Raw genomic sequence first — 23769 nt, 5'->3', positions numbered from 1 at the left:
GACTGTTCATGGAACATTCGGGTCGACGGCGTTGGTGGGCCACACTGGCCGCCGCGTCGTTAGTGACCTCGGGGATGGCAGGGTTGCCCGCTGCGGCAGCACCCACCCCTGACGGGAATGGCTCAGGAGGCTCCATCGATGCCGATGTGAGCGCCGAGCTGCAGGCCGAGGGGCGGGCGGACGTCTGGGTCCGGTTCGCCGAGCGGCCGGACATGTCGCAGTTCGCTGCGATCTCGGACTGGAACGCGCGCGGGCAGGCGGTGGTGGACGCTCTCCAGGCGACCGCCGAGTCCAGCCAGGACACGCTGCGCTCCAGCCTGGACGTCCAGGGGGTGGACTATGAGGCTTTCTGGGCGACCAACTCGATCCGGGTCAGCGCCGCAGACGCCGACCTGGTCAACTCGATGTCGCTCGCTGCGGGGGTCGAGGGCATCTATCCGACCATGCAGATCGAGATCCCCGAGATCGTCCCCACGGTGCCGGAGAAGGCGCCGAACGCGGTCGAGTGGGGCGTCAACGACGTCAAGGCACCCGAGGTGTGGGCGGACGGCTTCGAGGGTGAGGACATCGTCGTCGCCTCGATCGACACCGGCGCCCAGTGGGACCACCCGGCATTGAAGGAGCAGTACCGCGGCTGGGACGCCGAGACCGGCACAGCGGACCACAACTACAGCTGGTTCGACGCGGCGGGGACCTCTCCCAGCGTCCCCGCTGACACCAATGGGCACGGCACCCACGTCACCGGCACGATGGTGGGTGACGACGGCGGCGACAACCAGATCGGTGTGGCGCCGGGGGCCAAGTGGATCGCGGCCAACGGCTGCTGCCCCTCGGACGCGGCCCTCCTGTCATCGGGTCAGTGGATGCTGGCCCCGACCGACCTGAGCGGTCAGAACCCTGACGTCAGCATGCGCCCGCACATCATCAACAACTCCTGGGGCACGACCCAGCCGTCGAACGACCCGTTCATGGCGGATGTCATCGAGGCCTGGGCGGCCTCCGGCCAGTTCGGCGTCTTCGCCAACGGCAACTCCGGCGCCCTGGGCTGCCAGAGCTCCGGAGCACCGGGCAGCCTGGCCATCTCCTACTCGGTGGGCAATCACACCAGTAGTCACACCATCAACCCCGGCTCGGGCCGCGGCTACGGCGAGGACGGCACCATCAAGCCGGACATCTCCGCCCCCGGCACGGCGGTCCGCTCCTCCATCCCCGGCAACGGCTACGCCAGCTACAACGGCACCTCGATGGCCTCCCCGCACGTGGCGGGTGCCGTTGCCCTGGCCTGGTCGGCTGCGCCGGCCCTGCGGGGCGATGTCGAGGGAACGCGGAACCTGCTCGACGGGACCGCGATCGACACCGAGAACCTGCAGTGCGGCGGCACCCCGGAGAACAACAACGTCTTCGGTGAGGGTCGCCTCGACGCCCGCGCCCTGGTGGACGCGGCTCCGATCGATGGCGCCGGCACGCTCGCCGGTGTGGTGACCGACAGCACCGACGACTCGGCGATCGCGAACGCCTCGGTGCACGTGGTCGGGCCGATGGACCGCACCGTGGTCACCAACAGCGAGGGTGCGTTCAGCACCATGCTGTCGGCCGGTGAGTACGACCTGACGGTCAGCGCGTTCGGTTACGAGACCGAGACGGAAACGGTGACGGTCGTCGCTGATGAGACCGCCACGGTCAACATCGCGCTCGACCCGGCAGACACGGCGAGCCTCAGCGGCGTCGTCACCGACGGGTCCGGCTACGGCTTCCCGCTGTACGCCCGGATTGCGGTGGACGGCACGCCTGAGGCCACCTACTCAGACCCCGAGACGGGGGAGTACTCCCTGGACATCCCCTCGGGCGCCACCTACACGCTCAGCGTGCAGGTGCAGTACCCCGGGTACACCACCCCCTCACGGGAGGTCACGGTCAGCGGCGACGCGACGGAGAATTTTGCAGTCCCGGTCGACGCAGTGACCTGCACGGCCCCCGGCTACCACATCACCACCGACGGCGTCTGGGAGACTTTTGACGAGGAGAGCGCGCCCGAGGGCTGGGACGTGATCGACCACCAGGGCAACGGCCAGGTATGGCGCTTCGACGACCCGGGCAACCGGGGCAACCTCACCGGTGGCGAGGGTGGCTTCGCCGTGGTCAACTCCGACGCCTACGGCAGTGGACAGACCCAGAACACCACTCTGGCGACCCCGTCGGTCGACATGTCCGACAATGAATCTCCGGCGGTCGGTTTCAAATCCGACTACTACCGGTTCACCAACGACAGTGCGACCGTCCGGGTCAGCCTGGACGGTGGGGAGACCTGGGAGGACGTCGAGCAGTGGACCGCCTCTCGCAGGGGTCCGCGCGAGGAGATGCTCCAGCTGCCCATGGCGGCTGGAGAGAGCGACGTGCGCGTCGGGTTCACCTACCAGGGCACCTGGGGCTGGTGGTGGCAGATCGACGACGTCTTCGTCGGCGAGCGTTCCTGCGTCCCCGCCGGTGAAGGCGGTTATGTCGTCGGCAACGTCTATGACGGTGCTGGCGAGGGCATCGTGGGCGCCACGGTGACCAACGTGGACGAGGAGGACCAGAGCGGCCTGACGGCGGCGACGCCGGCTGACGACAACCTCGACGACGGGTTCTACTGGATCTTCTCCAACACCACGGGGGAGAACACCTTCCAGGCCTCGGCCACCAACTACGAGACCCAGTCGCAGGACGTGACCGTCGTCGACGGCGACGTCGTGCGCGCGGACTTCGTCCTCGGTTCGGGCCTGATCGTCGTGGACCCGACCGAGATCAACTCGACGCAGGGTCCAGACGAGGTCGAGGAGCACACCCTGACCATCACCAACGAGGGCACCAGCACCGTCGAGGTCGAGCTGCTGGAGCGGGACGGTGGCTACACGGCACCGGCCGCCCAGGGCGCCGACCTGGAGCCGGTCCTGCTGGACGTCCCGACCAGCTTCGCTGCCTTCGCGGACGACGAGGCCGCGGTGGGCACCCTCGATGAGGGCGTCCTGGCCCCGAACGACACCTGGGAGTCGCTGCCGAACTACCCGCGGGTCGTGATGGACAACCGGATGGTCAACCTCGAGGGTGAGGCCTACGTGCTGGGCGGAACGACCGGGACCGCGGCCTTCGCGGACGTCAACCGGTTCGACGCCGACACGCAGACCTGGCAGGCTGCCGCGCCGTTGCCGCAGGCGACCTCGGCGATGAACGCGGAGGCCGTCGGGGACCAGATCGTCGTCAGCGGCGGCTGGGTGGCGAGCGCCACCACCACCGACACCTTCGTCTACGACGCGGGTGCCAACTCCTGGACCCAGGTGGCCTCGGCCCCGACCGCGGTCTCCGCCTCGGGGACCGCGGTGATCGACGGGGTCATGTACGTCGTCGGTGGGTGCTCCACCAACGACTGCACCCCGATGAGCAACGTCACGATGGCCTACGACGTGGCGTCGGACACCTGGGAGAGCCTCGCCAACTACCCGACGGGCGCCGCGTTCGCGGTGTGCGGCGCGGTCGAGGGCGAGCTGGTCTGCTCCGGAGGTAACCCCGGCTCCGGCGGCATTGCCTCCACCTACGTCTACGACGTGGGCGCGGATGCCTGGAGCCCGGCGGAGAACGCCCCGGCCCCGCACTGGGCCGCCGGTGCCACGACGGCCAACGGTATGTTCGTGGTCCAGGGCGGTGTCCAGGGAGCGGGCGCGGGTGCGGTCAGCAACGCCACCTACGCCTTTGACGGCGGGCAGTGGACCACGCTGGCTCCGGCCGGGACGCCGGTCTACCGAGGTGACATCGCCTGCGGGATCGTCAAGGTCGGCGGCTCCACCGGCGGATTCACGCCGGTCGCCAACGCCGAGCGCCTGCCCGGCTGGGACGACTGTGTCACCACGACCGATGTCGAGTGGCTGGACCTGGACCCCCAGACCTTCACCGTGGAGGCCGGTGACTCCGTCGAGGTGACGGTCACCACCGACTCCACCGGTCTGGACCTGGGCACCTACTCCGCAGCCATCCGGGTGCGGAGCAACACCCCCCAGTCCGTCGACGACATCCCGGTCACGATGACCGTCACCGATGACACCGAGCCCCCGGTGGGCGTGATCGAGGTCGAGCCGACCACGGTGGAGCACACGGTGGAGTTCGGTGGCTCGGAGACGACCGAGGTGGCCTTCTCCAACACCGGTGACGCCGACGCCGAGGTGAGCCTGGCTCACGACGCGGACTGGCTGACGGTGGCTCCGGAGGAGTTCACGGTGGAGGCCGATGACTCGGTCGACGTCGCGTTCACCACCGACGCTGCCGGGCTGGAGGCGGGCACCTACACCACGCAGGTGGAGGTGACCACCGACACCGGGCAGGAGCTGGAGTCGATCTCGGTGACCCTGGTCGTTGAGGCCGGGGAGGAGCCGGAGCCCGGTTTTGAGGTCGAGCGGTGGGAAGGTAGGAACCGGTATGGCACGGCTGCGGCGGTGTCCTCGACGTATGAGGCGGGCGCCGAGGTGGTGTTCTTGGCCACTGGTCTGGACTACCCGGACGCGTTGACGGGTTCGGCCCTGGCTGGTTCGTTGGATGCTCCAGTGCTGCTGACCCGGCACGGTGCGCTGCCGAACTCCACGATCGCTGAGCTGGAGCGTCTGGCTCCGGAGCGGGTGGTGGTGCTGGGTGGTCCGGTCGCGGTTTCGGATGCTGTGCTGGTCGAGGCTGCGGCTGTGACAGGTGCGCCGGTGGAGCGGGTCGCGGGTACGAACCGGTATGGCACTGCTGCTGCGGTGGCTGCCGAGTTTGGTACTGCGGATCGGGTGTTCGTCGCTACTGGTGTGGACTTCCCGGACGCGTTGTCCGCGGCGGCTCGTGCTGGTGCGTTGGACTACCCGGTGCTGTTGGTCCGTCGTACGGAGATCCCGTCGGCGACTGCTGCTGCTCTGGATGCGCTGGCTCCGAGCCAGATCACGGTCCTGGGTGCTGAGGGTGCGGTGGACCAGTCGGTGGTGCGTGAGCTGCGTCAGTGGGCGCCGACGACGCGTACTGGTGGTCTGAACCGGTGGATCACCTCGGCCCGGTTGTTCGCTGAGGTCGCGAGCGCGGACACGGTCTACCTGGCTTCTGGTCAGAACTGGCCGGATGCGTTGGCTGGTGGCGCGAAGGCTGGCTCGGATCATGAGCCGTTGTTGATCACCCGCCATGATGGTCTGCCCGGTGCGATCGAGCGTGCTCTGGAGCGGTTGTGGCCGGAGAAGGTCGTCGTGCTCGGTGGGACCGACGCGGTCGCCGACAAGGTGATCGAGGAGCTGGAGGACCTGCTGGGTCGCGACTGACCTGGCTAGCCCCCGCACGCGGTGCCCCGTCGACCTCCCCGTCGGCGGGGCACCGCCCGTGTGCGCCCGTGTGTGCGGGTTGGGACAGCCTCCCCGGACACCAGGCCGGTGGAAGAAGAACGCCGACGCTTCAGGTATCCAGCTCAGCCAGTACCCGTGGGATCTGCAGGGTGAGCTCTCGCGCCAGGAAGCCGGCCGGCCCCAGCTCAGCCGTGAGCCGGTCGCCGGCGCTGCCGTGCAGGTGGCTGCCCCACACCGCGGCCTGGGAGGGTTCGGCCCCGCGACCGCAGAGGCCGGTGACCGCCCCCGCCTTGACGTCACCCGAGCCGGAGGTGCCCAGTCCCGGCCCACCGACCGCGCCGGCCCACGACCGGCCGTCGGGGTGGGCCGTCCAGGTCACGACGCCGCCCGAGGAGATGCAGACGCCGGTCCGGGCGGCGAGCCGGAGCGCCGCCTCGCGCGGGTCGGCCTCCACCTTGGCGTCCTCCCAGCCCAAGGTGCGGGCCAGCTCGGTCAGGTTGGGGGTGAGGACGGCCCGGCCCTGCAGGTGCTCCAGGCAGGACGGATCCTCGGTGACGGCGACCAGCGCCAGCGCGTCGAGCACCACGCTCGTCTGCAGACCCGGCAGGATCCGGGCCGTCAGTGCTCGAGCCGACTCCGGGTCGCCCAGGCCGGGGCCGATGAGCACCGCCTCGCACTCCTGCGCCAGCTCGACGGCGATGTCAGCAGCCTCCAGCGTCAGCTGCCCGGTGCTGTCCTCGGACACGCCCCGGACCATCGTCTCGGGCAGGGCGACGGCCAGTGCGGTGGCGGTGGACTCGGTGGTCACGACCTGGACCTTGCCCGCACCCACGCGCAGGGCGGCCTCGGCCGCGAGCAGCGCCCCGCCGGGGTTGTAGCGGCTGCCGCCCACGATCAGGACCCGGCCCCGGGACTCCTTGTCGGCCTTCAGCTCGGGCAGCGGCCATCCCCGCAGCAGGTGCGGGGTAACGACCTCCGGCGCAGGCCGGCTCATCGGCCCTGCCCCGCGGCGCGCCGGGAGCTCTGGTGGCTCTCGTCCTGCCCGTCGCCGGCCCCGTGCGACGGCTCGTGGGTCACATCCTCACCGGCCCGGTCGACCGCCGTCGTGTCGCCGTAGGTCACCAGCTCAAGGCCGTCGTCGCCGGCGCGATAGACAGTCGTCGAGCAGTTCGCCAGCGGCGTCTTCTTGTCGGCGGCCAACACCTCAGCCTCCCCTAGCCCCTCCACGGCCACCCGGAAGCTCATGACCGTGGCCTGGTGGGAGAACACCCACAGCCGCTCCCCGGCATACCTCTCCTGCAGCTCGAGCAGGATCTGCCGCACCCGCTGCACCACGTCCACCCAGCTCTCGCCGCCGGGCGGACGGTAGTAGTACTTGCCGACCCGTTGACGCCGACGGGACTCGTCCGCGTGCTCCTGCTCGATGCCGATCCAGGTCATCCCGTCGAAGGCGCCGAGGTCCCGCTCCCGAACTCGTTCGTCGACGACGAGGGGCAGGTCCAGACCCTCGACGACGATCTCGGCCGTCTGCCGGGCCCGACGGTATGGGGAGCTGAGCACCGCGGTCGGGCGCCGGTCCTCAGGCAGGCTGCGCAGGTAGTCCCGCACCGCCTGGGCCTGCTCGATGCCGGTCTCGGACAGTTCGACATCGGCGTCTCGGACGTCGATGTCGATGTAGGCCTCGCCTGCGTCCAACGCCGCACGGTCGGCCAGGTTGCCCATACTCTCGCCGTGCCGCACGAGCACTAGCTCGGCCAGGCCACGCGCCTCCGAGGCGCTCTCCAGGGACTCTCGGGTGGTGGTCATCTCGGCATCATCTCGCGCGCTCTGCGACCGCGCGACCTGCAGCGGACGGCCGCCGTGGCCCGCCACTGGGGCCACCCCGCGTGTCCTGCCGAGGGGAGCGACTCAGCGCCAGGGGCTGAAGTCCGGCGTCCGCTTCTCGCTGAAGGCGTTGGCGCCCTCCTTGGCTTCCTCGGTCTGCACGAACAGGTCCAGGCCGGCGAAGGCGATATTTCCCAGGCCCTGCATGTGGTCGGAGTCGGCGTTGAAGCTGTGCTTGAGGAAGCGCAGGGCGGTGGGGGAGTAAGAAGAGATCTTGGCGGCATACTCGCGCGCCTTGTCCATCAGCTGCTCCGGCGGGACCACGTCGTTGACCAGGCCCCAGCGCTCGGCGGTCTCGGCGTCGTAGAGATCGAGCAGGAACCAGATCTGCCGAGCCCGCTTCTCGCCGACCACCCGCGCGAGGTAGGCCGAGCCGAAGCCCGCGTCGAAGGAGCCCACCCGCGGCCCGCTCTGCCCGAACCGGGCGGTGCTGCTGGCCACCGACAGGTCGCACAGCACGTGCAGCACGTGGCCACCGCCGACCGCGACGCCGTTGACGGCCGCGATGACCGGCTTGGGGATGTCGCGGATGACCTGGTGCAGCTGCTGGATCTGGAACAACCCCCACTCGGTCTCGCCGTAGCTGCCGGTCTCGGCCCGTTCCTTGACGTCTCCGCCGGCGCAGAAGGCCTTCTCGCCCGCACCGGTGAGGATCACGCAGGCCACCCGCGAGTCGGCCCAGGCGTGCTTCAGGGCGGCGATCAGCTCATCGACGGTGCGGCCCCGGAAGGAGTTGTAGCGCTCCGGACGGTTGATGGTGACCACCGCCCAGCTCTCCTCCACCTCGTAGGTGACGTCGGTGAAGTCCTCGGGCCTGATCATGTGTGCTCCCTCGTCGCGGCGCGTTTTCAGTATGTCGCCATCTTGACGGTCGTCACGGATAGTGGCAAGGTCACAGCGTGTCGAGACGTCTGGAGCAGCCCGTCGCCCTGGTCACCGGGGCGGGTCGCGGGATCGGTGCGGGGGTCGCCGCCGCCCTCAGCAACGAGGGGTATGCCGTGGCCCTCACCTCCCGCAGCCGCGACCAGCTGGAGGAGACCGCGGCCCGGTGCGCCGGCCCCACCCTCGTGCTCCCGACGGACCTGACGGCACCAGGAGCGATCGAGGAGGTGGTCGACCGGGTCGAGCAGGAGTGGGCTGCACCGCAGGTGGTCGTCGCCAACGCCGGAGCAGGGGTCTCCGCCTCGGTGGACCGGACCACCGACGAGCAGTGGCAGCAGATGCTCGACCTCAACCTCACCGCCCCGTTCCGGCTGCTGCGCCGCACCATCCCCGCGATGAAGCAGGCCGAGCACGGCCGGATCGTCGTCGTCGCCTCCGTGGCGGCCAAGCTCGGCGAGCCCTACATCTCGGCCTACACCGCCAGCAAGCACGGGGTCCTCGGGCTGGTGCGCTCCGCCGCCGCCGAGCTCGCCCGGACGGGCGTCACCGTCAACGCCGTGTGCCCCGGCTACGTGGACACGCCGATGACCGCCCAGACCGTGCAGGGCATCGTGGACAAGACCGGGCGCACCCCCGAGCAGGCGCTCGCCGCGCTGGAGGCCAAGTCCCCCCTCCACCGGCTCATCACCGTCGAGGAGGTCGTCGAGGCGGTGCTGACCTGCGTGCGCAACAGCGGCATGACCGGCCAGGGGATCAACGTCGACGGAGGAGGGCTCCAGTCATGATCGAACTCGTCAACCCGCCCGAGCTGGGCCAGCCCAAGGGCTTCAGCCATGCGGTCGTCGGCACCGGCAGGACGGTCTTCCTGGCCGGGCAGACCGCCCTCAGTCCCGAGGGGGTCATCGTCGGCGACACGGTCGTCGAGCAGTTCGAGCGGGCGCTGTCCAACCTGCTCGTCTCCCTGCACGCGGCAGGGGGTGAGCCGACCGACCTGGCCACCCTGACGATCTACATCGTCGACGTGGACGACTACAAGGCCCACGGCCGCGAGATCGGAAAGGTCTGGAGGAAGCTCATGGGAGCGCACTACCCGGCCACCGCCGGGATCGGCGTCGCGCGGCTCTGGGACCTCGAGGCGCTGGTCGAGGTGCAGGGGATGGCCGTCGTAGAGCCTCGGGAAGGCCTGGCCGACTGACCCTCCCAGATCACTTTTTTATTGCGTTCTGTAGACGAGCGATACAGAAGCGACATATGGTGCAAGCCATCAGCCCGACCCGGCGACGGAGCCGGGTGCACCCGAGGAAGGGTTTCCAGCGATGACCGCACGACCGAAGACATACCTGCTCGCTCTGGTGGCGGCCGGCTCGCTCACGCTCGGTGCCTGCGGAGGTGGCACCCTGGGCGGCGGCGGGGACGACGACGAGGGCCCGGTCAAGATCGGCCTGCTCGTGCCGCAGTCGGGCGTCTACACCAGCCTGGGCGACGACATGCGGGCCGGCTTCGAGGTCTACCTCGACCAGCACGACAACCAGCTCGGTGGCCAGGAGGTCGAGGTGATCCTGGCCGACGAGGGGGAGACCGCAGACAGTGGGCGCGCGGCGGCCGACCGCCTCGTCCAGCAGGACCAGGTCCACGTGGTGACCGGCGTGGTGAACTCCGCGGTGATGAACGGCATCGTCGACCTCTTCGAGGGCGGGGAGATCCCGCTGGTCGGCTCCAACGCCTCCCCGACCACCCTCACCGACGTCGAGTACATCTGGCGCACGTCCTACGTCAACGACGAGCCGGGTGAGGCACTGGGCGCCTATGTGGCGGAGAACACCGAGGGCAGCGTCTACTTCCTCGCCGCCGACTACCAGGCCGGCATCGACGAGGTCACCGGCTTCAAGAGCACCTTCGAGCCCGCCGCCGGCGAGATCGCGGGTGAGGTCTACACCCCGTTCCCGGCCACGACCAACTTCCAGCCGTTCCTGGCCAACGCCCGCTCCTCAGGCGCCGAGGCGATGTTCACCTTCTACGCCGGTGGTGCCGCGGTCGAGTTCGTCAAGCAGTATGAGCAGTTTGGCCTCAAGGACGAGATCACCCACTACTCCGCCGGCTTCCTCACCGAGGGCGGCGTGCTCGACGGGCAAGGCGACTCCGCACTGGGCACCTTCACCTCGATGAACTACAACTACGACCTGGAGAACGAGCTCAACGCCCAGTTCGTTGCCGACTACGAGGAGAAGACCGACCGCAAACCCACGACCTACGCGATGGCCTCCTACGACGCCGCGAAGGTGTTGGACCTCGCCATCGCCGAGGCGGGCGGGCCCGACTCCCAGGCGATCAACGAGGCCATCGGTGGACTGGGTGAGATCGAGTCGCCGCGCGGCACCTGGCGGTTCAACGACAACGGCACCCCGATCCAGATGTGGTACCTGCGCGAGGTCCAGGAGGTCGACGGCGAGCTGACCAACGTCGTGGTCGAAGAGCTGGGTGAGCTGGGTGGCTAAGGTTCCTGCCCGGTCCACAGCGCACCGCCTGCCGCCCGCACCGTGATCACCTGGCTCGACCAGAACCTCGTCAGCATGATCGACGGGGTCGCCTTCGGGCTGCTCCTGTTCACCCTGGCGGTCGGTCTGTCCCTGGTCTTCGGGATGATGGACGTGCTGAACCTCGCGCACGGCACGCTCTACCTGGCCGGGGCCTACACGGCCTACGCGCTCTCCGACGGCAGCTGGCTGGGCCTGCTCATCGCCATCGTGGTGGGCCTGCTCGTGGGCGTCCTGGGCGGTGGGTTGCTCGCCGCGGCCGTGGCGCCGCTGCAAGGGCGCGGGCACCTGGACCAGGCGGCGCTGACGCTGGGCATCTCGTTCATCGTCGCGGAGATCTTCCTCATGGTCTTCTCCGCCGAGACGCTCTCCGCCGCCCCGCCCGCCGCACTGGCCGGCTCCATCACCGTCCTGGGCTACACCTACCCCCTCTACCGGCTGGTCTTCATCGGAGTGGCCGGCGTGCTCGCGGCGCTGGTCTACCTGGCCTTCGAGCGGTCCTCGGTCGGGGCCCTGGTCCGGGCCACCGTCGCCGACCGCGACATGGTGCGGGCCATGGGGGTCGACACCCGCAAGATCCTCTTCGGCGTCTTCGCCTTCGGGGCCGCGCTGGCCACCCTCGGCGGCGTCCTGGGTGCCCCGATCCTGGCGCCCGGGCCGCACGTTGACCAACGGGTGCTGGTGCTGTCCCTGGTCGTCGTGGTCATCGGCGGGCTGGGCTCGGTGCGCGGCGCGCTGCTGGGGGCGCTGCTCATCGGCCAGGTCCAGACGCTGGGCGTGGCCCTGCTGCCCACCTACGCTCCGTTCCTGCTCTTCGGAGCGATGCTCTTCGTCCTGGCCGTGCGGCCGCAAGGGTTGTTCGCGACGGGGAAGACCGCATGAGCACCACGCAGCCAGCGCCGCAGGCCCGGCAGGCCACCCGAGGGGCCCGACAGGGGGCCCGTCCGCAGGCCGACCCGCGGCGCCCGTTCCGCCCCGACCTGCGGACCAGCGTCGTCGTCGGTGCCGTCCTGGTCGCGCTGCTCGCCATCCCGTGGGTGCTGGGCACGTATGCGGTGATGACCTTCACCAAGATCCTGATCTTCGCCGTGCTGGCCATGAGCGTGAACCTGCTCACCGGGATCACCGGCCTGCCCACGCTGGGCCAGGCCGCCTACTTCGGGGTTGGCGCCTACGCCGGCGCGCTCACCGCGATCCACTTCTCCGAGCTGGGCATCGTGCAGATCCTCGTCGCGGTGGGCGCCGGGGTCATCGCCGCGCTGCTCACCGGACCGGTCGCCATCCGGGCCCGCGGCGTCGCCTTCCTGATGATCACCCTGGCCATCGGCGAGATCGCCTACAGCGCCGCCGGCCAGCTGCACGGCATCACCCGCGGCACCGACGGGCTGTCCGGCATCCCGCCGGTGGTGGTCGCGCCCGGGATGGAGGGCCTGCGCAACCAGGGCTACATCTACTACTACGTGCTCGCGGTCGCGATCCTCGCCTACGTCCTGGTGGCCATCCTGCTGCGCTCGCCCCTGGGCCTGACCCTGCGCGGGCTGCGCGACAACGAGTCGCGGCTGCGGGCCGTCGGTTACCGCACCGGCAGCTACGCACTCGCCGCCTACGTCATCGCCGGTGGCCTCGCCGCGCTCGCCGGCTCCCTGTGGACCTCCTCCCAGCGCTTCGTCGCGCCCGGCGACATGGGCTTCCAGGTCGCGGCGCTGGCCCTGCTGGCGGTCATCGTCGGCGGCGTCGGGTCGATGTGGGGCGCCTGCCTGGGCGCGATGGTGGTCATCTTCACCCGCGACTACCTGGGTCAGATGGCCTCCGGGCACGGGCCCCTGCTGCTCGGCATCCTCTTCGTCCTCGCCGTCTACCTGCTGCCCAAGGGCTTGGCGGGCGGCCCGAGACAGTGGGGCGGGCTGCTGCGGCGACTGCGTAAGAGCGCCGCGGGGGAGGTGGAGGTATGACGAGCCGACCGGACACCCGCGACACGCCCCATACCCAGGGCTCTTCGGGCGCACCCGCGCTGCGCCTGCACGGCCTGGGCAAGGACTTCGGCAGCCTGTCGGCGGTCAAGGACGTCAGCTTCGACGTCGCCCCCGGCGCCCGGCACGCCGTCATCGGGCCCAACGGGGCGGGCAAGTCCACCCTCTTCGCGCTGGTCGCCGGGGCACTCCCGGCGACGGCGGGGACGGTGATGCTGCACGGCGACGACGTGACGAAACTGTCCGAGCACGCCCGGGCCCGCCGCGGGCTGGTCCGTACCTTCCAGCACTCCTCCCTCTTCCTCTCCGCCACCGCCCGGGAGAACATCCTCATCGCCGTGCAGCGCCGCCACGGCGTGCAGGGGCAGCCCTGGCGGGCGGTGACCCGGCGCCGGGCCCTGCTTGCCGAGGCGGACGAGGTCCTGGAACAGCTCATGCTCCAGGACCGTTCCGGCGCGACCGCGGGCTCGCTGTCCCACGGTGAGCGACGCCAGCTGGAGGTCGCCGTCGCGCTGGCGACCCGGCCCTCGGTGCTCCTGCTGGACGAGCCGGCTGCCGGGATGTCCCCGGCCGACACGATGGCCTTCCAGGAGCTGGTGCTGGGGCTGCCGGCCGAGGTCACGGTCCTGCTCGTCGAGCACGATCTCGACCTCGTCTTCGGGGTGGCCGACCGCGTCACCGTCCTGCACCTCGGCGAGCACCTGCTCACGGGGGACCCGGACGAGGTGCGGGCCAGCGACGCCGTGCAGCACGCCTACCTGGGCGCCGAGGACACCTCGGAGCTGTTCCTCGAGGACGGGCCGGGATGAGCTCCGCCGCGTCCACGCCAGACCCCGCAGAAGGGACCGGTATGCCGCCCGCCCCACCCAGCACGCCCATCCTCGCCACCCGCGGGCTGGTCTCCGGCTACGACGGGTCCCGGGTCCTGCACGGGGTCGACATCGCCATCCCCGAGGGTGGGGTGCTGGCCCTGCTGGGCCGCAACGGCGTGGGTAAGTCGACCCTGATCAACACGATCATGGGGCTGGTCCGCCCGATGGCCGGCTCGGTGACCGTCGCCGGGCAGGAGGTGGCCGGCGCGCGGCCGGACCGGATCGCCAAGCTGGGCGTCGGTCTGGTGCCGCAGGGACGACGCGTCTACGGGCCGCTGACCGTCGCCGAGCACCTCGACATCTCCGACCGGTCCGGTCGGCAGGGCGCCTGGACCCGGGAGCGCGTGATCGACCTGCTGCCCCGGCTGGGCGAGCGGATGCGCAACCGCGGCGACCAGCTCTCCGGCGGCGAGCAGCAGATGCTGGCGATCGCCAGGGCGCTGCTGACCAACCCCACGATCCTGCTGCTCGACGAACCCTCCGACGGGCTGGCGCCGGCGATCGTCCAGCAGGTCGGTGAGGTCGTCCGCGAGGTCTGCGCCGCCGGGATGACCGTGCTCGTCGTGGAGCAGAACCTGCGCTTGGCCCTGTCCGTCGCCGACCACGTGGTCGTCATGCAGAAGGGCGCGGTGCACTGGGACGTGTCCGTCGACGAGTTCCGCCGCAACCGCACCCGCGCCGAGGAGCTGCTCGGCATCTGACCACCGGCGACACGGTCTGTTCCTCACCGGCGACACGGTCTGCGGGGTGTGTCGCCGGTTGCGCGCGGGCCGTGTCGCCGGTTGCGCGCGGGCCGTGTCGCCGGTCGAGGTGGGACGCCTCAGCTGACCTCGTCCACGAACCGGTGCGAGGGGCCCTCGAGCCGGCGCTGCAGCGCGAAGAACAGGTCGGCCGACCGCGTCCCGGCCCAGTCCCGAGGGAGCAGCTCGGGGGCCAGGCCCGGGTCGAGGTAGGGCAGGCGCCGCCAGGCGGTGAGCACGCGCACGTAGTCGGCGAACGCCATACCCGCGTCGTCCTTGCCTCGCCGGGCCCGCCAGCTCGCCAGCACCGGGGCGTGCTCGGCGTAGAACTGCTCGTAGAGCTCGCCCAGGCCCTCCAGGTCCCACCAGCGGGCCACCTCCTCGGCCGCGGCGGAGAAGCCGAGGTAGGTGGCCTGGAACAGGTCGACATACTCAGCCAGGTCCTCGCGCAGCAACATCTCGCGCGCCTCGTCGTAGAGGTGGGCCGGCGCCACCCAGACGCCGGGGCCGACCGAGCCGAAGCCCAGCCAGGACAGCCGCGAGCGCAGGGTATGCCGCCGGCGGCGCTCGGACTCCGGAACGCTGAAGACGGCCAGCACCCAGCCCTCGTCGACGGTCCCCCTGCGGCGGCGGAAGATGCGCCGGTCACCGGCGTCAAGGATCTCGCGGGCCTGGGCGGACAGGGCGTAGCCCGCCCGGCCGTCGATCCGCTCCGGCTCCAGGATGCCGCGGCGCTTGAGCCGGGAGATCGAGGAGCGTACCGCCGGCTCGTCCACGTCCAGGCGGGTCATCAGCCGGATGAGGGTACTGACGCTCAGCCAGCCCCCGACCTCGCGGGCGTAGAGGCCGTAGATGGTCACGATGAGCGCGCGCAGGCCCGCGTCGACCGCGGTCCCGGGGCGACCGGTGTCACCCGCTTGTGATGTCGTGCCCTTGACTGTCGTCACACAGCTAACATACTGGGAGGCACCGGGCACCGTCGCCGAAGGTGCCGAGAAGAGAGGTCTCCTGATGCCGGACGGTCCCCTGTCGCTCTCGCCGAGCGCGCACGTCGACACCTTCTGCCGGGACAACCTGCCCCCCGCGAGCTATGGCCGGAGTTCATCTTCGACGTGCCCGAGGTGCAGTACCCGGCGCAGCTCAACGTCGGCACGGTGCTGCTGGACGACGTGATCGACCGGGGCGGGGCCGACCGTCCGTGCATCCTCGCGCCCGACGGCACCCGCTGGACCTACGGCGAGCTGCGCGAACATGCCAACCGGATCGCGCACGTCTTCGTCGACGACCTGGGCCTCGTGCCCGGCAACCGGGTGCTGCTGCGCGGGCCGAACAACCCGTGGCTGGTGGCGATCTGGATTGCCGCACTCAAGGCCGGCGCGGTGATCGTCCCGACGATGCCGATGCTGCGCTCCAAGGAGCTGCGGACGATCTGCGAGATCGGCAACTTCAACCTGGCCGTGTGCGACCACCGGTTCACCAAGGACCTGCTCAACTCGCAGATCCCCGGGTTGCGGACGCTGACCTACGGCGGGTCGGAGCGGCGAGGAGAGCGCGAGGATACGAGCGAGGGACGAGCGAGGCCCGCAGCGCCGAGGAGCGCGACCGAGGACACGGAGCGGCGAGGAGAGCGCGAGGATACGAGCGAGGGCCTGGAGGACATCCTGGCCATGGCGCAGGACAAGCCGGCCACCTTCGAGGATGTTGCGACCGCCGCCGACGACGTCTCGATGTTGGCCTTCACCTCCGGCACGACCGGCCGCCCCAAGGCCACGATGCACTTTCACCGCGACATCCTGGCCAACGCCGACACCTTCTCCCGCTACGTGCTCAAACCGCAGCCGGCCGACGTCTTCATCGGCACACCGCCCATCGCCTTCACCTTCGGTCTGGGCGGGCTGGTCATCTTCCCGCTGCGGGTCGGGGCCAGCACGATCATGGTCGAGAAGGCGACCCCGGAGCAGCTGGTCGACCTGATCCAGGAGCTGGGGGCCACCGTCTGCTTCACCGCGCCCACGGCATACAAGGCGATGTTGGCCAAGGGCAGGGCGCCGGCGCTGACCGGCCTGCGCCGCGCGGTCTCGGCGGGGGAGCACCTGCCGCGCGCGACGTGGGAGGAGTTCCACGAGGCCACGGGGCTCAAGCTCATCGACGGCATCGGCTCGACCGAGATGCTGCACATCTTCATCGGCTCCTCCGACGACGAGATCCGGCCCGGCTCGACCGGGCGGCCGGTGCCCGGTTACCAGGCCAAGATCGTCGACAAGGCCGGGCGGGATGCCCCCGACGGCGTGGCTGGACGGCTCGCGGTCAAGGGCCCGACCGGGTGCCGCTACCTCGCCGACGAGCGGCAGAGCGTCTACGTCCAGGACGGCTGGAACATCACCGGCGACACCTTCATCCGGGACGAGGACGGCTATTTCTGGTATCAGGCCCGCTCGGACGACATGATCATCAGCTCGGGCTACAACATCTCCGGCACCGAGGTGGAGGAGGCGCTGATCTCCCACCCGGAGGTGATGGAGTGCGCCGTGGTCGCCGCCCCCGACGAGGAGCGGGGGTATGTCGTCAAGGCCTACGTCGTGCCGCGCGGCGGCCTTGGGCAGCTGGGTGGGGAGGACGGCGAGGCGACGCTGCGTAAGGCCCTGCAGGACCACGTGAAGGGCATCATCGCGCCGTACAAGTACCCGCGCAAGATTGAGTTCCTCGATGCGCTGCCGCGGACCTCGACCGGGAAGGTGCAGCGGTTCGTGCTGCGCACGGAGGCGGCGGCAGCCACGGGCTCGCCGTCGCCGGGGGCGGTCCCCTCGTGACCCAGGTCGTCGTCACCCGCACCGTCGACTGGGTCGACACCGACGCGGCCGGCCACTACCACCACTCGGCGGTCATCCGGTGGGTGGAGGCCGCCGAGAACGCCCTGCACGAGGAGCTGGGTCTGCTGGACCTCTTCGGCACCGCACCCCGGGTCCGGTACGAGGTGGACTACCTGGACCGGCTGTGGTTCCGGGAGCAGGTGGGCACGACGCTGTGGGTCGAGAAGGTCGGGACCTCCTCGCTGGCCTACGCCTTCGAGGTCGTGGGCCCGCGCGGCGCGGCGGCCCGGGGCCGGATGATCTGCGTCAACGTCGGTGCCGTGGACTCGGCGGGGTCCGCAGGCGGCGCATGCCCCTGGCCGCCCGAGGTCCGCGAACGGCTGGAGAGCCACGCGGACGGGTAGCCGCGGGCGCCCATCAGGGCCCCGCCGTCAGCGGCAGCCGCAGGTCCCTGAGCCGCAGCCGCCCACCGCGGCCGGTTCCGGCTCGCGCGCGGACTCGGCGGGTGCGCCGCCGCCGCAGCCGCAGGCCCCTGAGCCGCAGCCGCCCTGCGCGGCCGGCTCCGGCGCCACCTGCTCGGCGGGTGCGCCACCGCCGCAGCCGCAGTTGCCGCCGCAGCCGCCGCCGGCGGTGTTGCCCTGGTCCGCCCAGGCGTAGCGCAGCGCGCCGACCATCGTCTCGACCGGCTGGACGCCAGTGACGCCGAACTTCTGGTCGAGCACGAACGTTGGCACGGCGGAGATCCCGATCCGGGTCGCCAGGTCGATGTCTGCGCGGACCTCAGCGCCGAAGGAGTCCTGCGCCAGCACGCCGCGGACATCCTCGGGGTCCAGCCCGGCGTCCGCGGCCAGCTCGACGAGGACGTCCTGGTCGCCGATCGAGCGGCCCTCGGTGAACCAGGCCTGCATGATGCGGCTGGTCACGGCCTCCTCTAGGCCCTGGAAGCGGGCGAGGTGGATGACCCGGTGGGCGTCGTAGGAGTTGCCGCCGACCGTCTGCTCCCACCGGTAGTCCAGCCCCACCTCCGCAGCGTCCGCGGCCAGCTGCTCCTGGGTGGCGACCATCTGGTCGCGGTCGACGCCGTACTTCTCCGCGAGGCGCTGGACATTGCTGCCCTCGAGCGTGGCCGGGGCGTCCGGGTCCAACTGGTAGCTGTGCCAGATCACCGAGACCTGGTCGGCGTGCTCGAACTCCGTCAGGGCAAGCGCGAGATGGCGCCGCCCCAGGTGGCAGAACGGGCAGAGCAGGTCGGACCACACATCGATACGCACCCCACCAGCGTACGTGGCGGTCAGAGCGGCATGAACCGCCCGCCGTTGACGTCGAGCACGACCCCGGTGATGTATGACGCCCCCGGTCCGGCCAGGAAGAGCACCGGGTCGACGATCTCGCGCAGCTCGGGGAAACGACCCAGCGGAATGGCGCCGAGCACCTCGTCGCGCTCGGCGGCGGGCATCTCGTCATACATCTGCTGCAGCCGGCCGGTGAGGAAGAGCCCTGGTGCAACGGCGTTGACCCGTTGCCCCCGGCCGCCCACCTCCCTGGCCAGCCGACGGGTCAGGCCCAGCACGGCGGCCTTGGACGCGGCATACGGGACGCCGGTCACCGGAGACGGCTGGCGGCCGCCGATCGAGGAGACGGTGACGACGGCGCCGTCGTCGGGCATCCGGGCCAGCGCCGCCTGCGCGCAGTAGAAGGTGCCCTTGACGTTGACGTCCACCACCAGGTCGACGTGCTCCTCCTCGATCTCATCCAGTCCCTTGGGGGTGCCCAGCGACCCGCCGGCCAGGGTGACCAGCACGTCCAGCCCGCCCAGGTCGGCGACGACGGCGTCCATCACCCGCACCACCGCCGAGCGGTCGCTGACGTCGAGCTCGTACCCCTCTGCGGGCACGCCATACCGCTTTGAGACCTCGCTCGCCACCTGCTCGGTGCCGCGCACGTCCAGGACGGCGACCGAGGCGCCCTGCTCGGCAAAGCCCTCGCACACGGCGCGCCCGATGCCCCCCGTACCGCCGGTGACGACCACGACCTTGCCGGCGAACGACCCGACCTCCATGGCAATTATCCTGTCTTGTTGACGACCGTTTCGAATCCAACATAGTCTGGCCAGGCTGGTACCGACAACGACGAAGGAGTCCCGGATGCGCATCGCGATCATCGGTGGGGGTCCGGGCGGGCTGTACTTCGCCGCGCTGACCAAGGCGCTGGACCCGTCCCACGAGATCACGGTGTGGGAGCGGAACGCTCCCGACGACACCTTCGGCTTCGGCGTCGTCTTTTCCGACGAGACCCTCGGCGGCATCGAGCACGCCGACCGCGCGGTCTACGAGGCGATGGAAGCGGAGTTCGCGCGCTGGGACGACATCGACGTCCACCTGGACGGGCAGGTCTGGACCTCCGGCGGTCACGGCTTCGCGGCGATGACCCGCAAGCGGCTGCTGGAGATCCTGCAGGCCCGCTGCCGGGAGCTGGGCATCACCCTGCACTTCCGCTCCCAGGCCCCCGACGTGGACGAGCTGGCTGCCGACTACGACCTGGTGCTGGCCGCCGACGGGCTCAACTCCGGCGTCCGGCACCGCTACCAGGACACCTTCCGGCCCACCCTGGACGCCCGCACCTGCAAGTACATGTGGCTCGGGACCACCAAGGTCTTCGACGCCTTCAAGTTCTACGTCTTGCGCACCCAGTGGGGGGTGATGCAGGTCCACGGCTACCCCTACGACGCGACCGGCTCCACCTTCATCCTGGAGATGCGCGAGGACGTATGGCGCGCGGCCGGGTTCGACCACGCCGAAGACCGGGCCTGGGTGCCGGGGGAGAGCGACGAGGAGTCGATCGCCCGGGTCCAGGAGCTGTGCGCCGACATCTTCGAGGGCCACGAGGTGATGGCCAACAACTCCCGCTGGATCACCTTCACCACGATCCGCAACGAGACCTGGCGGGCCGGGGAGCGCGGCAACATCGTCATCCTCGGCGACGCGGCGCATACCGCCCACTTCTCGATCGGCTCGGGCACCAAGCTGGCGATGGAGGACGCCCTGGCCCTGGCCGCCTGCCTGCACGAGCACGACGACCTCGACGCGGCACTCAGTGCCTACGAGGAGGAGCGCAAGCCGGTCGTGGAGTCGACCCAGCGCGCCGCCCAGGCCTCCCTGGAGTGGTTCGAGAACCTGGACCAGTACATGGACCAGGAGCCCGAGCAGTTCGCCTTCAACATCATGACCCGCAGCCGGCGGGTCACCCACGACAACCTCAAGGTCCGCGACCCGGAGTTCGTGCGGCAGATCGACGACTGGTTCGCCCGCACCACCCCGGGCGGACGGCCGGACACCCCGCCGATGTTCCAGCCCTTCCGGCTGGGCGGGCTGGAGCTGACCAACCGGATCGTGGTCTCCCCGATGGACATGTACGTCTCACCCGGCGACGGGATGCCGACCGACTTCCACCTGGTCCACCTGGGCGGCAAGGCGATGGGCGGCGCCGGGCTGGTGATGACCGAGATGGTGTGCACCTCCCCGGAAGGGCGGATCACCCCAGGCTGCACCGGCATCTGGACCGACGAGCAGGCCGCCGCATGGCGGCGCATCGTGGACGAGGTGCACCGGCTGAGCAGCGCCAAGATCGGTCTGCAGGTCGGGCACTCCGGTCGCAAGGGCTCGACCAAGCTCATGTGGGAGGGCATGGACCAGCCGCTGGAGGAGGGCAACTGGGAGGTGGTCGCGCCCTCGCCGCTGCCCTACCGCCCTGGCGGCAGCCAGGTGCCGCGCGAGCTGACCAGTGAGGACCTGGAGGCGATCAAAGAGGAGCACGTCGATGCTGCCCGACGCGGCGCGGAAGCCGGTTTCGACCTGCTAGAGCTGCACTGCGCCCACGGCTACCTCCTCTCCTCCTTCATCTCCCCGGTGACCAACCAGCGCACGGATGAGTACGGAGGCGGCGGTGGTGCTGGGCTGGCCGGGCGGCTGCGCTACCCGCTGGAGGTCTTCACCGCGATGCGCGAGGTCTGGCCCGCGGAGCGGCCGATGACCGTGCGGATCTCGGCGACCGACTGGGTCGAGGGCGGCATCGGCGTCGAGGACGCGGTGCAGATCGCCCAGGCGTTCAAGGACGCCGGCGCGGACGCCATCGACGTCTCCTCCGGCCAGGTCACCCCCGACGAGCAGCCCGCATTCGGCCGCTCCTACCAGACCCCGTTCGCCGACGCGATCCGCAACCGGGTCGGGATCCCGACGATCGCCGTGGGGATCATCTCCTCCTGGGACGATGTGAACTCGATCGTCCTCGCCGGCCGCGCCGACCTGTGCGCGGTCGGCCGCGCCCACCTCTACAACCCGAACTGGACCCTGCACGCCGCGGTCGAGCAGGACTATGACGGTCCGGGCGCGGTGTGGCCGCTGCCGTGGCGCGCGGGTCGCCGCAAGCCGCAGACCGGGCGCTCCGATGGTCCCAAGCCGCGCCTGCAGCTGGTCCGTGAGGGCGAGACCGGGAGCCGACACGCTCGGTGGAGGCCCGGGGTATGACGTCCGAGCAGGCGTCCGCCTCCCCCCTTCCCGCCCGACCGGACGCGCGCCCTGCAGCCCTGCGCCCCCTCTGGGTCGCCCGCGGCATCGCTGTGGTCGGTGCCAGCGACCGGGCCGGGGCCGTCGGTCGGCTGCCAGTCCAGTTCCTGCAGCGCTACGGCTACACCGGCGGCATCTACCCGGTCCGTCCGGACGGGGCACCGGTTGCCGGGCTCACCTCATATCCCTCGGTCGAGGAGGCGGCCCGGGCAGGCGAGGTGGACGTGGCGATGGTAATGGTGGCCGCCGACAAGGTGGTCGCGGCGGTGCAGGACTGTGCGGCCGCGGGCGTCGGCGTGGTCATCGTCTGCTCCAGCGGCTTCGCCGAGACCGGTCCGGCCGGCGCGGCCCTGCAGGACGAGCTGGTCCGGGTCGCCGGCGAGCTCGGCGTGCGGGTATTGGGCCCCAACTGCATCGGGACCGTCGGCACCGCGACCGGGCAGGTGAGCTCCTTCTCCCCGCTCTTCTCCGGTGCCTCGACCCAGTTGGTCCCAGGCGGGATCGGCTTCGTCAGCCAGAGCGGGGCTCTGGGCTATGGCGCGGTCTCGCTCGCCTTCGAGCGTGGGTTGGGGCTGGGGTGGGTCGTCAACACCGGCAACGAGGCCGACATCGGCGCCACGGAGGTGATGGCCGCGCTCGCCGAGGAGCAGCAACCTCGCTGCACCGGCCTGCTCGGGTATGCCGAGTCGCTGGGCGACCTCAGCTCGCTCGCCCGGGTGACGGCCTCCGGGGTGCCGGTGGCGATGCTCAAGGCCGGCCGCTCCGACGCCGGGGCGCGCGCCGCGGCGTCGCACACCGGGGCGCTGGCGACCGGTGACAAGGTCGTGGACGCGGCGCTGCGCCGGGCCGGGGTGGTGCGCGTGGACGATGTCGAGGAGCTGCTCGACGTCGGGGACGTGATGGTGCTGGTGCCGCTGGTGCAGGACCGACAGGTGGGTTCCGACGGTGTGCCGGGGCGTGCGCCGGGTGCGCCGCTGCGGCAGCCCGGTGGGGCCCGCCTGCGCCGGATCGCGGTGGTCACCACCTCGGGGGGCTCGGGGATCCTGGCGGCCGACGCGATCGAGGCCCGAGGGCTGGAGCTGGCCGCGCTCGCCGACGACACGCTCGCCGACCTGGACCAGATCGTGCCGGCGTACGGCTCCACGGCCAACCCGGTCGACGTCACCGCCTCGGTGATGAGCAACCCGGACCTGTTCGACCAGGCGTTGACCACGATCGCCCAGGACCCAGGCGTGGACGCGATCGTGGCCTGCTTCTGCGTGCTCACCGGCTCCGACGTCGACGCCGTCGTCCAAGCCCTGGCCCGGGTCCGGGAGCGCACCGGCGTGCCCGTCGTGGTGACCCGCACCGGTGCCGACCACCTCGCCCCCGACGCCGCGGCCACGATGCGTGCGGCCGGTCTGCCGGTCTACCCCACACCGGCCCGCGCCGTGCGGGCGGTGGCGGCCCTGGCGCAGTTCGTGCAGGCAGGGTCCCGCGCGGGGGGCAACGACCGGGACCAGCCCGCCGGGCACGCCCCACCCGACCTCTGGGCGCACACCGACGAGAGCTCGCTCAAGCAGGCGCTGGCTGGCGCGGGACTGCCGGTACCCGTCGGCCGCCTCGTCAGCGACCGCGACGACGCCCTGGCGGCCGTCGAGCAGGCTGGTGGCCAGGCGGTCTTCAAGGCCGTCGTCCCCGGCCTGCTGCACAAGTCGGAGGCCGGCGGCGTCGTGCTCGACGTCACGTCGGAGCGCGCGGCCGAGGTCTATGACCGGCTCGGGGCCCTGCGGGGGCCGGACGGGAGCGCCGGGCAGGTGCTCGTGGAGGAGATGGTGCCACCCGGTGTCGAGGTCCTGGTCGGCAGCGCCGACACCCCGCTCGGCCGGATCCTCACCGTGGGTGTCGGCGGGGTGCTCACCGAGGTCGTCGCCGACGTCGCGTTGCGGCTGCTGCCCATCGACCGGCAGGATGTCGAGGAGATGGTGGATGAGACCCGCCTGCGCCTGCTCTTGGCTGGCGCCCGGGGTCGACCGCCGGCCGACCGCGCGGCCCTGGTGGACACCATCGCCGCGCTCGCCGACCTGGCCGCGACGCTCCCGGCGGGCGCCGAGCTGGATCTCAACCCCATCACCGTGCTCGCCGAGGGCGACGGGGTGCGCATCCTCGACGCCGCCCTGGCCCTGGCCGACGAGGAGGACTGAAG

The 23769-nt window shown here is 71.0% G+C and carries 18 protein-coding genes; 12 read left to right on the top strand and 6 right to left on the bottom strand.

Annotated features, from left to right (window positions below):
• The first annotated feature begins 146 nt into the window (after positions 1-146).
• On the top strand, positions 147-5309 hold the full coding sequence (locus FY030_RS15490) for a cell wall-binding repeat-containing protein (protein ID WP_238348463.1): 5163 nt from the start codon (positions 147-149) through the stop codon (positions 5307-5309).
• A gap of 130 nt (positions 5310-5439) precedes the next feature.
• Here the strand turns inward: FY030_RS15490 and FY030_RS15485 are convergent, their stop codons facing one another.
• The 3 genes from FY030_RS15485 to FY030_RS15475 form a co-directional block, all read right to left on the bottom strand.
• Positions 5440-6324, bottom strand: coding sequence for an NAD(P)H-hydrate dehydratase (locus tag FY030_RS15485; RefSeq protein WP_158062413.1), 885 nt, complete (start codon positions 6322-6324; stop codon positions 5440-5442).
• Positions 6321-7136, bottom strand: a complete 816-nt coding sequence (locus tag FY030_RS15480) for a histidine phosphatase family protein (RefSeq protein ID WP_158062412.1) — start codon at positions 7134-7136, stop codon at positions 6321-6323. The genes FY030_RS15485 and FY030_RS15480 overlap by 4 nt, the downstream gene beginning before the upstream one ends.
• 102 nt (positions 7137-7238) lie before the next feature.
• Positions 7239-8036: an enoyl-CoA hydratase-related protein gene (locus FY030_RS15475; RefSeq protein WP_158062411.1), complete on the bottom strand. Its 798-nt coding sequence runs from the start codon at positions 8034-8036 to the stop codon at positions 7239-7241.
• A gap of 77 nt (positions 8037-8113) precedes the next feature.
• On the opposite strand from FY030_RS15475, the gene FY030_RS15470 reads away from it, so the two are divergent.
• The 7 genes from FY030_RS15470 to FY030_RS15440 all read left to right on the top strand — a co-directional run bounded on the left by FY030_RS15470 (position 8114) and on the right by FY030_RS15440 (position 14173).
• Entirely contained in the window at positions 8114-8881 is a 768-nt protein-coding gene (locus tag FY030_RS15470) for an SDR family NAD(P)-dependent oxidoreductase (protein ID WP_202879721.1), read from the top strand.
• Positions 8878-9291, top strand: a complete 414-nt coding sequence (locus FY030_RS15465; RefSeq protein WP_158062410.1) for a RidA family protein — start codon at positions 8878-8880, stop codon at positions 9289-9291. Before FY030_RS15470 ends, FY030_RS15465 begins: the two co-directional genes overlap by 4 nt.
• Before the next feature lie 121 nt (positions 9292-9412).
• Positions 9413-10591, top strand: coding sequence for an ABC transporter substrate-binding protein (locus FY030_RS15460; RefSeq protein ID WP_158062409.1), 1179 nt, complete (start codon positions 9413-9415; stop codon positions 10589-10591).
• Positions 10592-10666: 75 nt separating this feature from the next.
• Positions 10667-11512 carry a branched-chain amino acid ABC transporter permease gene (locus FY030_RS15455; protein WP_158062408.1) on the top strand — a complete coding sequence of 282 codons (846 nt, stop codon included), beginning with the start codon at positions 10667-10669 and terminating at the stop codon, positions 11510-11512.
• Positions 11509-12582, top strand: coding sequence for a branched-chain amino acid ABC transporter permease (locus FY030_RS15450; protein WP_158062407.1), 1074 nt, complete (start codon positions 11509-11511; stop codon positions 12580-12582). Before FY030_RS15455 ends, FY030_RS15450 begins: the two co-directional genes overlap by 4 nt.
• Entirely contained in the window at positions 12579-13409 is an 831-nt protein-coding gene (locus FY030_RS15445; protein WP_158062406.1) for an ABC transporter ATP-binding protein, read from the top strand. Before FY030_RS15450 ends, FY030_RS15445 begins: the two co-directional genes overlap by 4 nt.
• Entirely contained in the window at positions 13406-14173 is a 768-nt protein-coding gene (locus FY030_RS15440; protein ID WP_202879720.1) for an ABC transporter ATP-binding protein, read from the top strand. Before FY030_RS15445 ends, FY030_RS15440 begins: the two co-directional genes overlap by 4 nt.
• 119 nt (positions 14174-14292) lie before the next feature.
• Here the strand turns inward: FY030_RS15440 and FY030_RS15435 are convergent, their stop codons facing one another.
• Positions 14293-15159, bottom strand: a complete 867-nt coding sequence (locus FY030_RS15435; RefSeq protein WP_238348462.1) for a PaaX family transcriptional regulator — start codon at positions 15157-15159, stop codon at positions 14293-14295.
• A 165-nt stretch (positions 15160-15324) separates the two neighbouring features.
• Here FY030_RS15435 and FY030_RS16615 point away from each other — a divergent pair, with 165 nt between their 5' ends.
• Positions 15325-17022, top strand: coding sequence for an AMP-binding protein (locus FY030_RS16615; protein ID WP_238348461.1), 1698 nt, complete (start codon positions 15325-15327; stop codon positions 17020-17022).
• The gene (locus FY030_RS15425) at positions 17019-17426 is read left to right on the top strand and encodes an acyl-CoA thioesterase (RefSeq protein WP_158062405.1); all 408 of its coding nucleotides are present in this window, start codon (positions 17019-17021) and stop codon (positions 17424-17426) included. Before FY030_RS16615 ends, FY030_RS15425 begins: the two co-directional genes overlap by 4 nt.
• A 27-nt stretch (positions 17427-17453) precedes the next feature.
• Here the strand turns inward: FY030_RS15425 and FY030_RS15420 are convergent, their stop codons facing one another.
• Both FY030_RS15420 and FY030_RS15415 read right to left on the bottom strand, forming a co-directional pair.
• Positions 17454-18293 carry a DsbA family oxidoreductase gene (locus FY030_RS15420; RefSeq protein ID WP_158062404.1) on the bottom strand — a complete coding sequence of 280 codons (840 nt, stop codon included), beginning with the start codon at positions 18291-18293 and terminating at the stop codon, positions 17454-17456.
• 20 nt (positions 18294-18313) lie between these two features.
• Positions 18314-19081: an SDR family NAD(P)-dependent oxidoreductase gene (locus FY030_RS15415; RefSeq protein ID WP_158062403.1), complete on the bottom strand. Its 768-nt coding sequence runs from the start codon at positions 19079-19081 to the stop codon at positions 18314-18316.
• 85 nt (positions 19082-19166) lie between these two features.
• Between FY030_RS15415 and FY030_RS15410 the strand changes: the two genes are divergently transcribed.
• Both FY030_RS15410 and FY030_RS15405 read left to right on the top strand, forming a co-directional pair.
• Complete coding sequence (locus FY030_RS15410; RefSeq protein WP_158062402.1) at positions 19167-21545, top strand: bifunctional salicylyl-CoA 5-hydroxylase/oxidoreductase; 2379 nt, start codon at positions 19167-19169, stop codon at positions 21543-21545.
• Positions 21542-23767 carry an acetate--CoA ligase family protein gene (locus FY030_RS15405; RefSeq protein ID WP_158062401.1) on the top strand — a complete coding sequence of 742 codons (2226 nt, stop codon included), beginning with the start codon at positions 21542-21544 and terminating at the stop codon, positions 23765-23767. The genes FY030_RS15410 and FY030_RS15405 overlap by 4 nt, the downstream gene beginning before the upstream one ends.
• The last annotated feature ends 2 nt before the right edge of the window (positions 23768-23769 follow it).

The sequence above is a fragment of the Ornithinimicrobium pratense genome, assembly GCF_008843165.1.
GTDB lineage: Bacteria > Actinomycetota > Actinomycetes > Actinomycetales > Dermatophilaceae > Ornithinicoccus > Ornithinicoccus pratensis.
Note: the sequence above shows the minus strand (reverse complement) of the source record. Positions and strands in the feature narration are given on the sequence as shown.

Excerpts from the sequence above, each read along its gene's own strand:
- FY030_RS15485 (WP_158062413.1), bottom strand. The coding sequence starts at position 6,324 with ATGAGCCGGCCTGCGCCGGAGGTCGTTACCCCGCACCTGCTGCGGGGA.
- FY030_RS15480 (WP_158062412.1), bottom strand. The coding sequence starts at position 7,136 with ATGACCACCACCCGAGAGTCCCTGGAGAGCGCCTCGGAGGCGCGTGGC.
- FY030_RS15475 (WP_158062411.1), bottom strand. The coding sequence starts at position 8,036 with ATGATCAGGCCCGAGGACTTCACCGACGTCACCTACGAGGTGGAGGAG.
- FY030_RS15465 (WP_158062410.1), top strand. The coding sequence starts at position 8,878 with ATGATCGAACTCGTCAACCCGCCCGAGCTGGGCCAGCCCAAGGGCTTC.
- FY030_RS15460 (WP_158062409.1), top strand. The coding sequence starts at position 9,413 with ATGACCGCACGACCGAAGACATACCTGCTCGCTCTGGTGGCGGCCGGC.
- FY030_RS15455 (WP_158062408.1), top strand. The coding sequence starts at position 10,667 with ATGATCGACGGGGTCGCCTTCGGGCTGCTCCTGTTCACCCTGGCGGTC.
- FY030_RS15450 (WP_158062407.1), top strand. The coding sequence starts at position 11,509 with ATGAGCACCACGCAGCCAGCGCCGCAGGCCCGGCAGGCCACCCGAGGG.
- FY030_RS15445 (WP_158062406.1), top strand. The coding sequence starts at position 12,579 with ATGACGAGCCGACCGGACACCCGCGACACGCCCCATACCCAGGGCTCT.
- FY030_RS15440 (WP_202879720.1), top strand. The coding sequence starts at position 13,406 with ATGAGCTCCGCCGCGTCCACGCCAGACCCCGCAGAAGGGACCGGTATG.
- FY030_RS15415 (WP_158062403.1), bottom strand. The coding sequence starts at position 19,081 with ATGGAGGTCGGGTCGTTCGCCGGCAAGGTCGTGGTCGTCACCGGCGGT.
- FY030_RS15410 (WP_158062402.1), top strand. The coding sequence starts at position 19,167 with ATGCGCATCGCGATCATCGGTGGGGGTCCGGGCGGGCTGTACTTCGCC.
- FY030_RS15405 (WP_158062401.1), top strand. The coding sequence starts at position 21,542 with ATGACGTCCGAGCAGGCGTCCGCCTCCCCCCTTCCCGCCCGACCGGAC.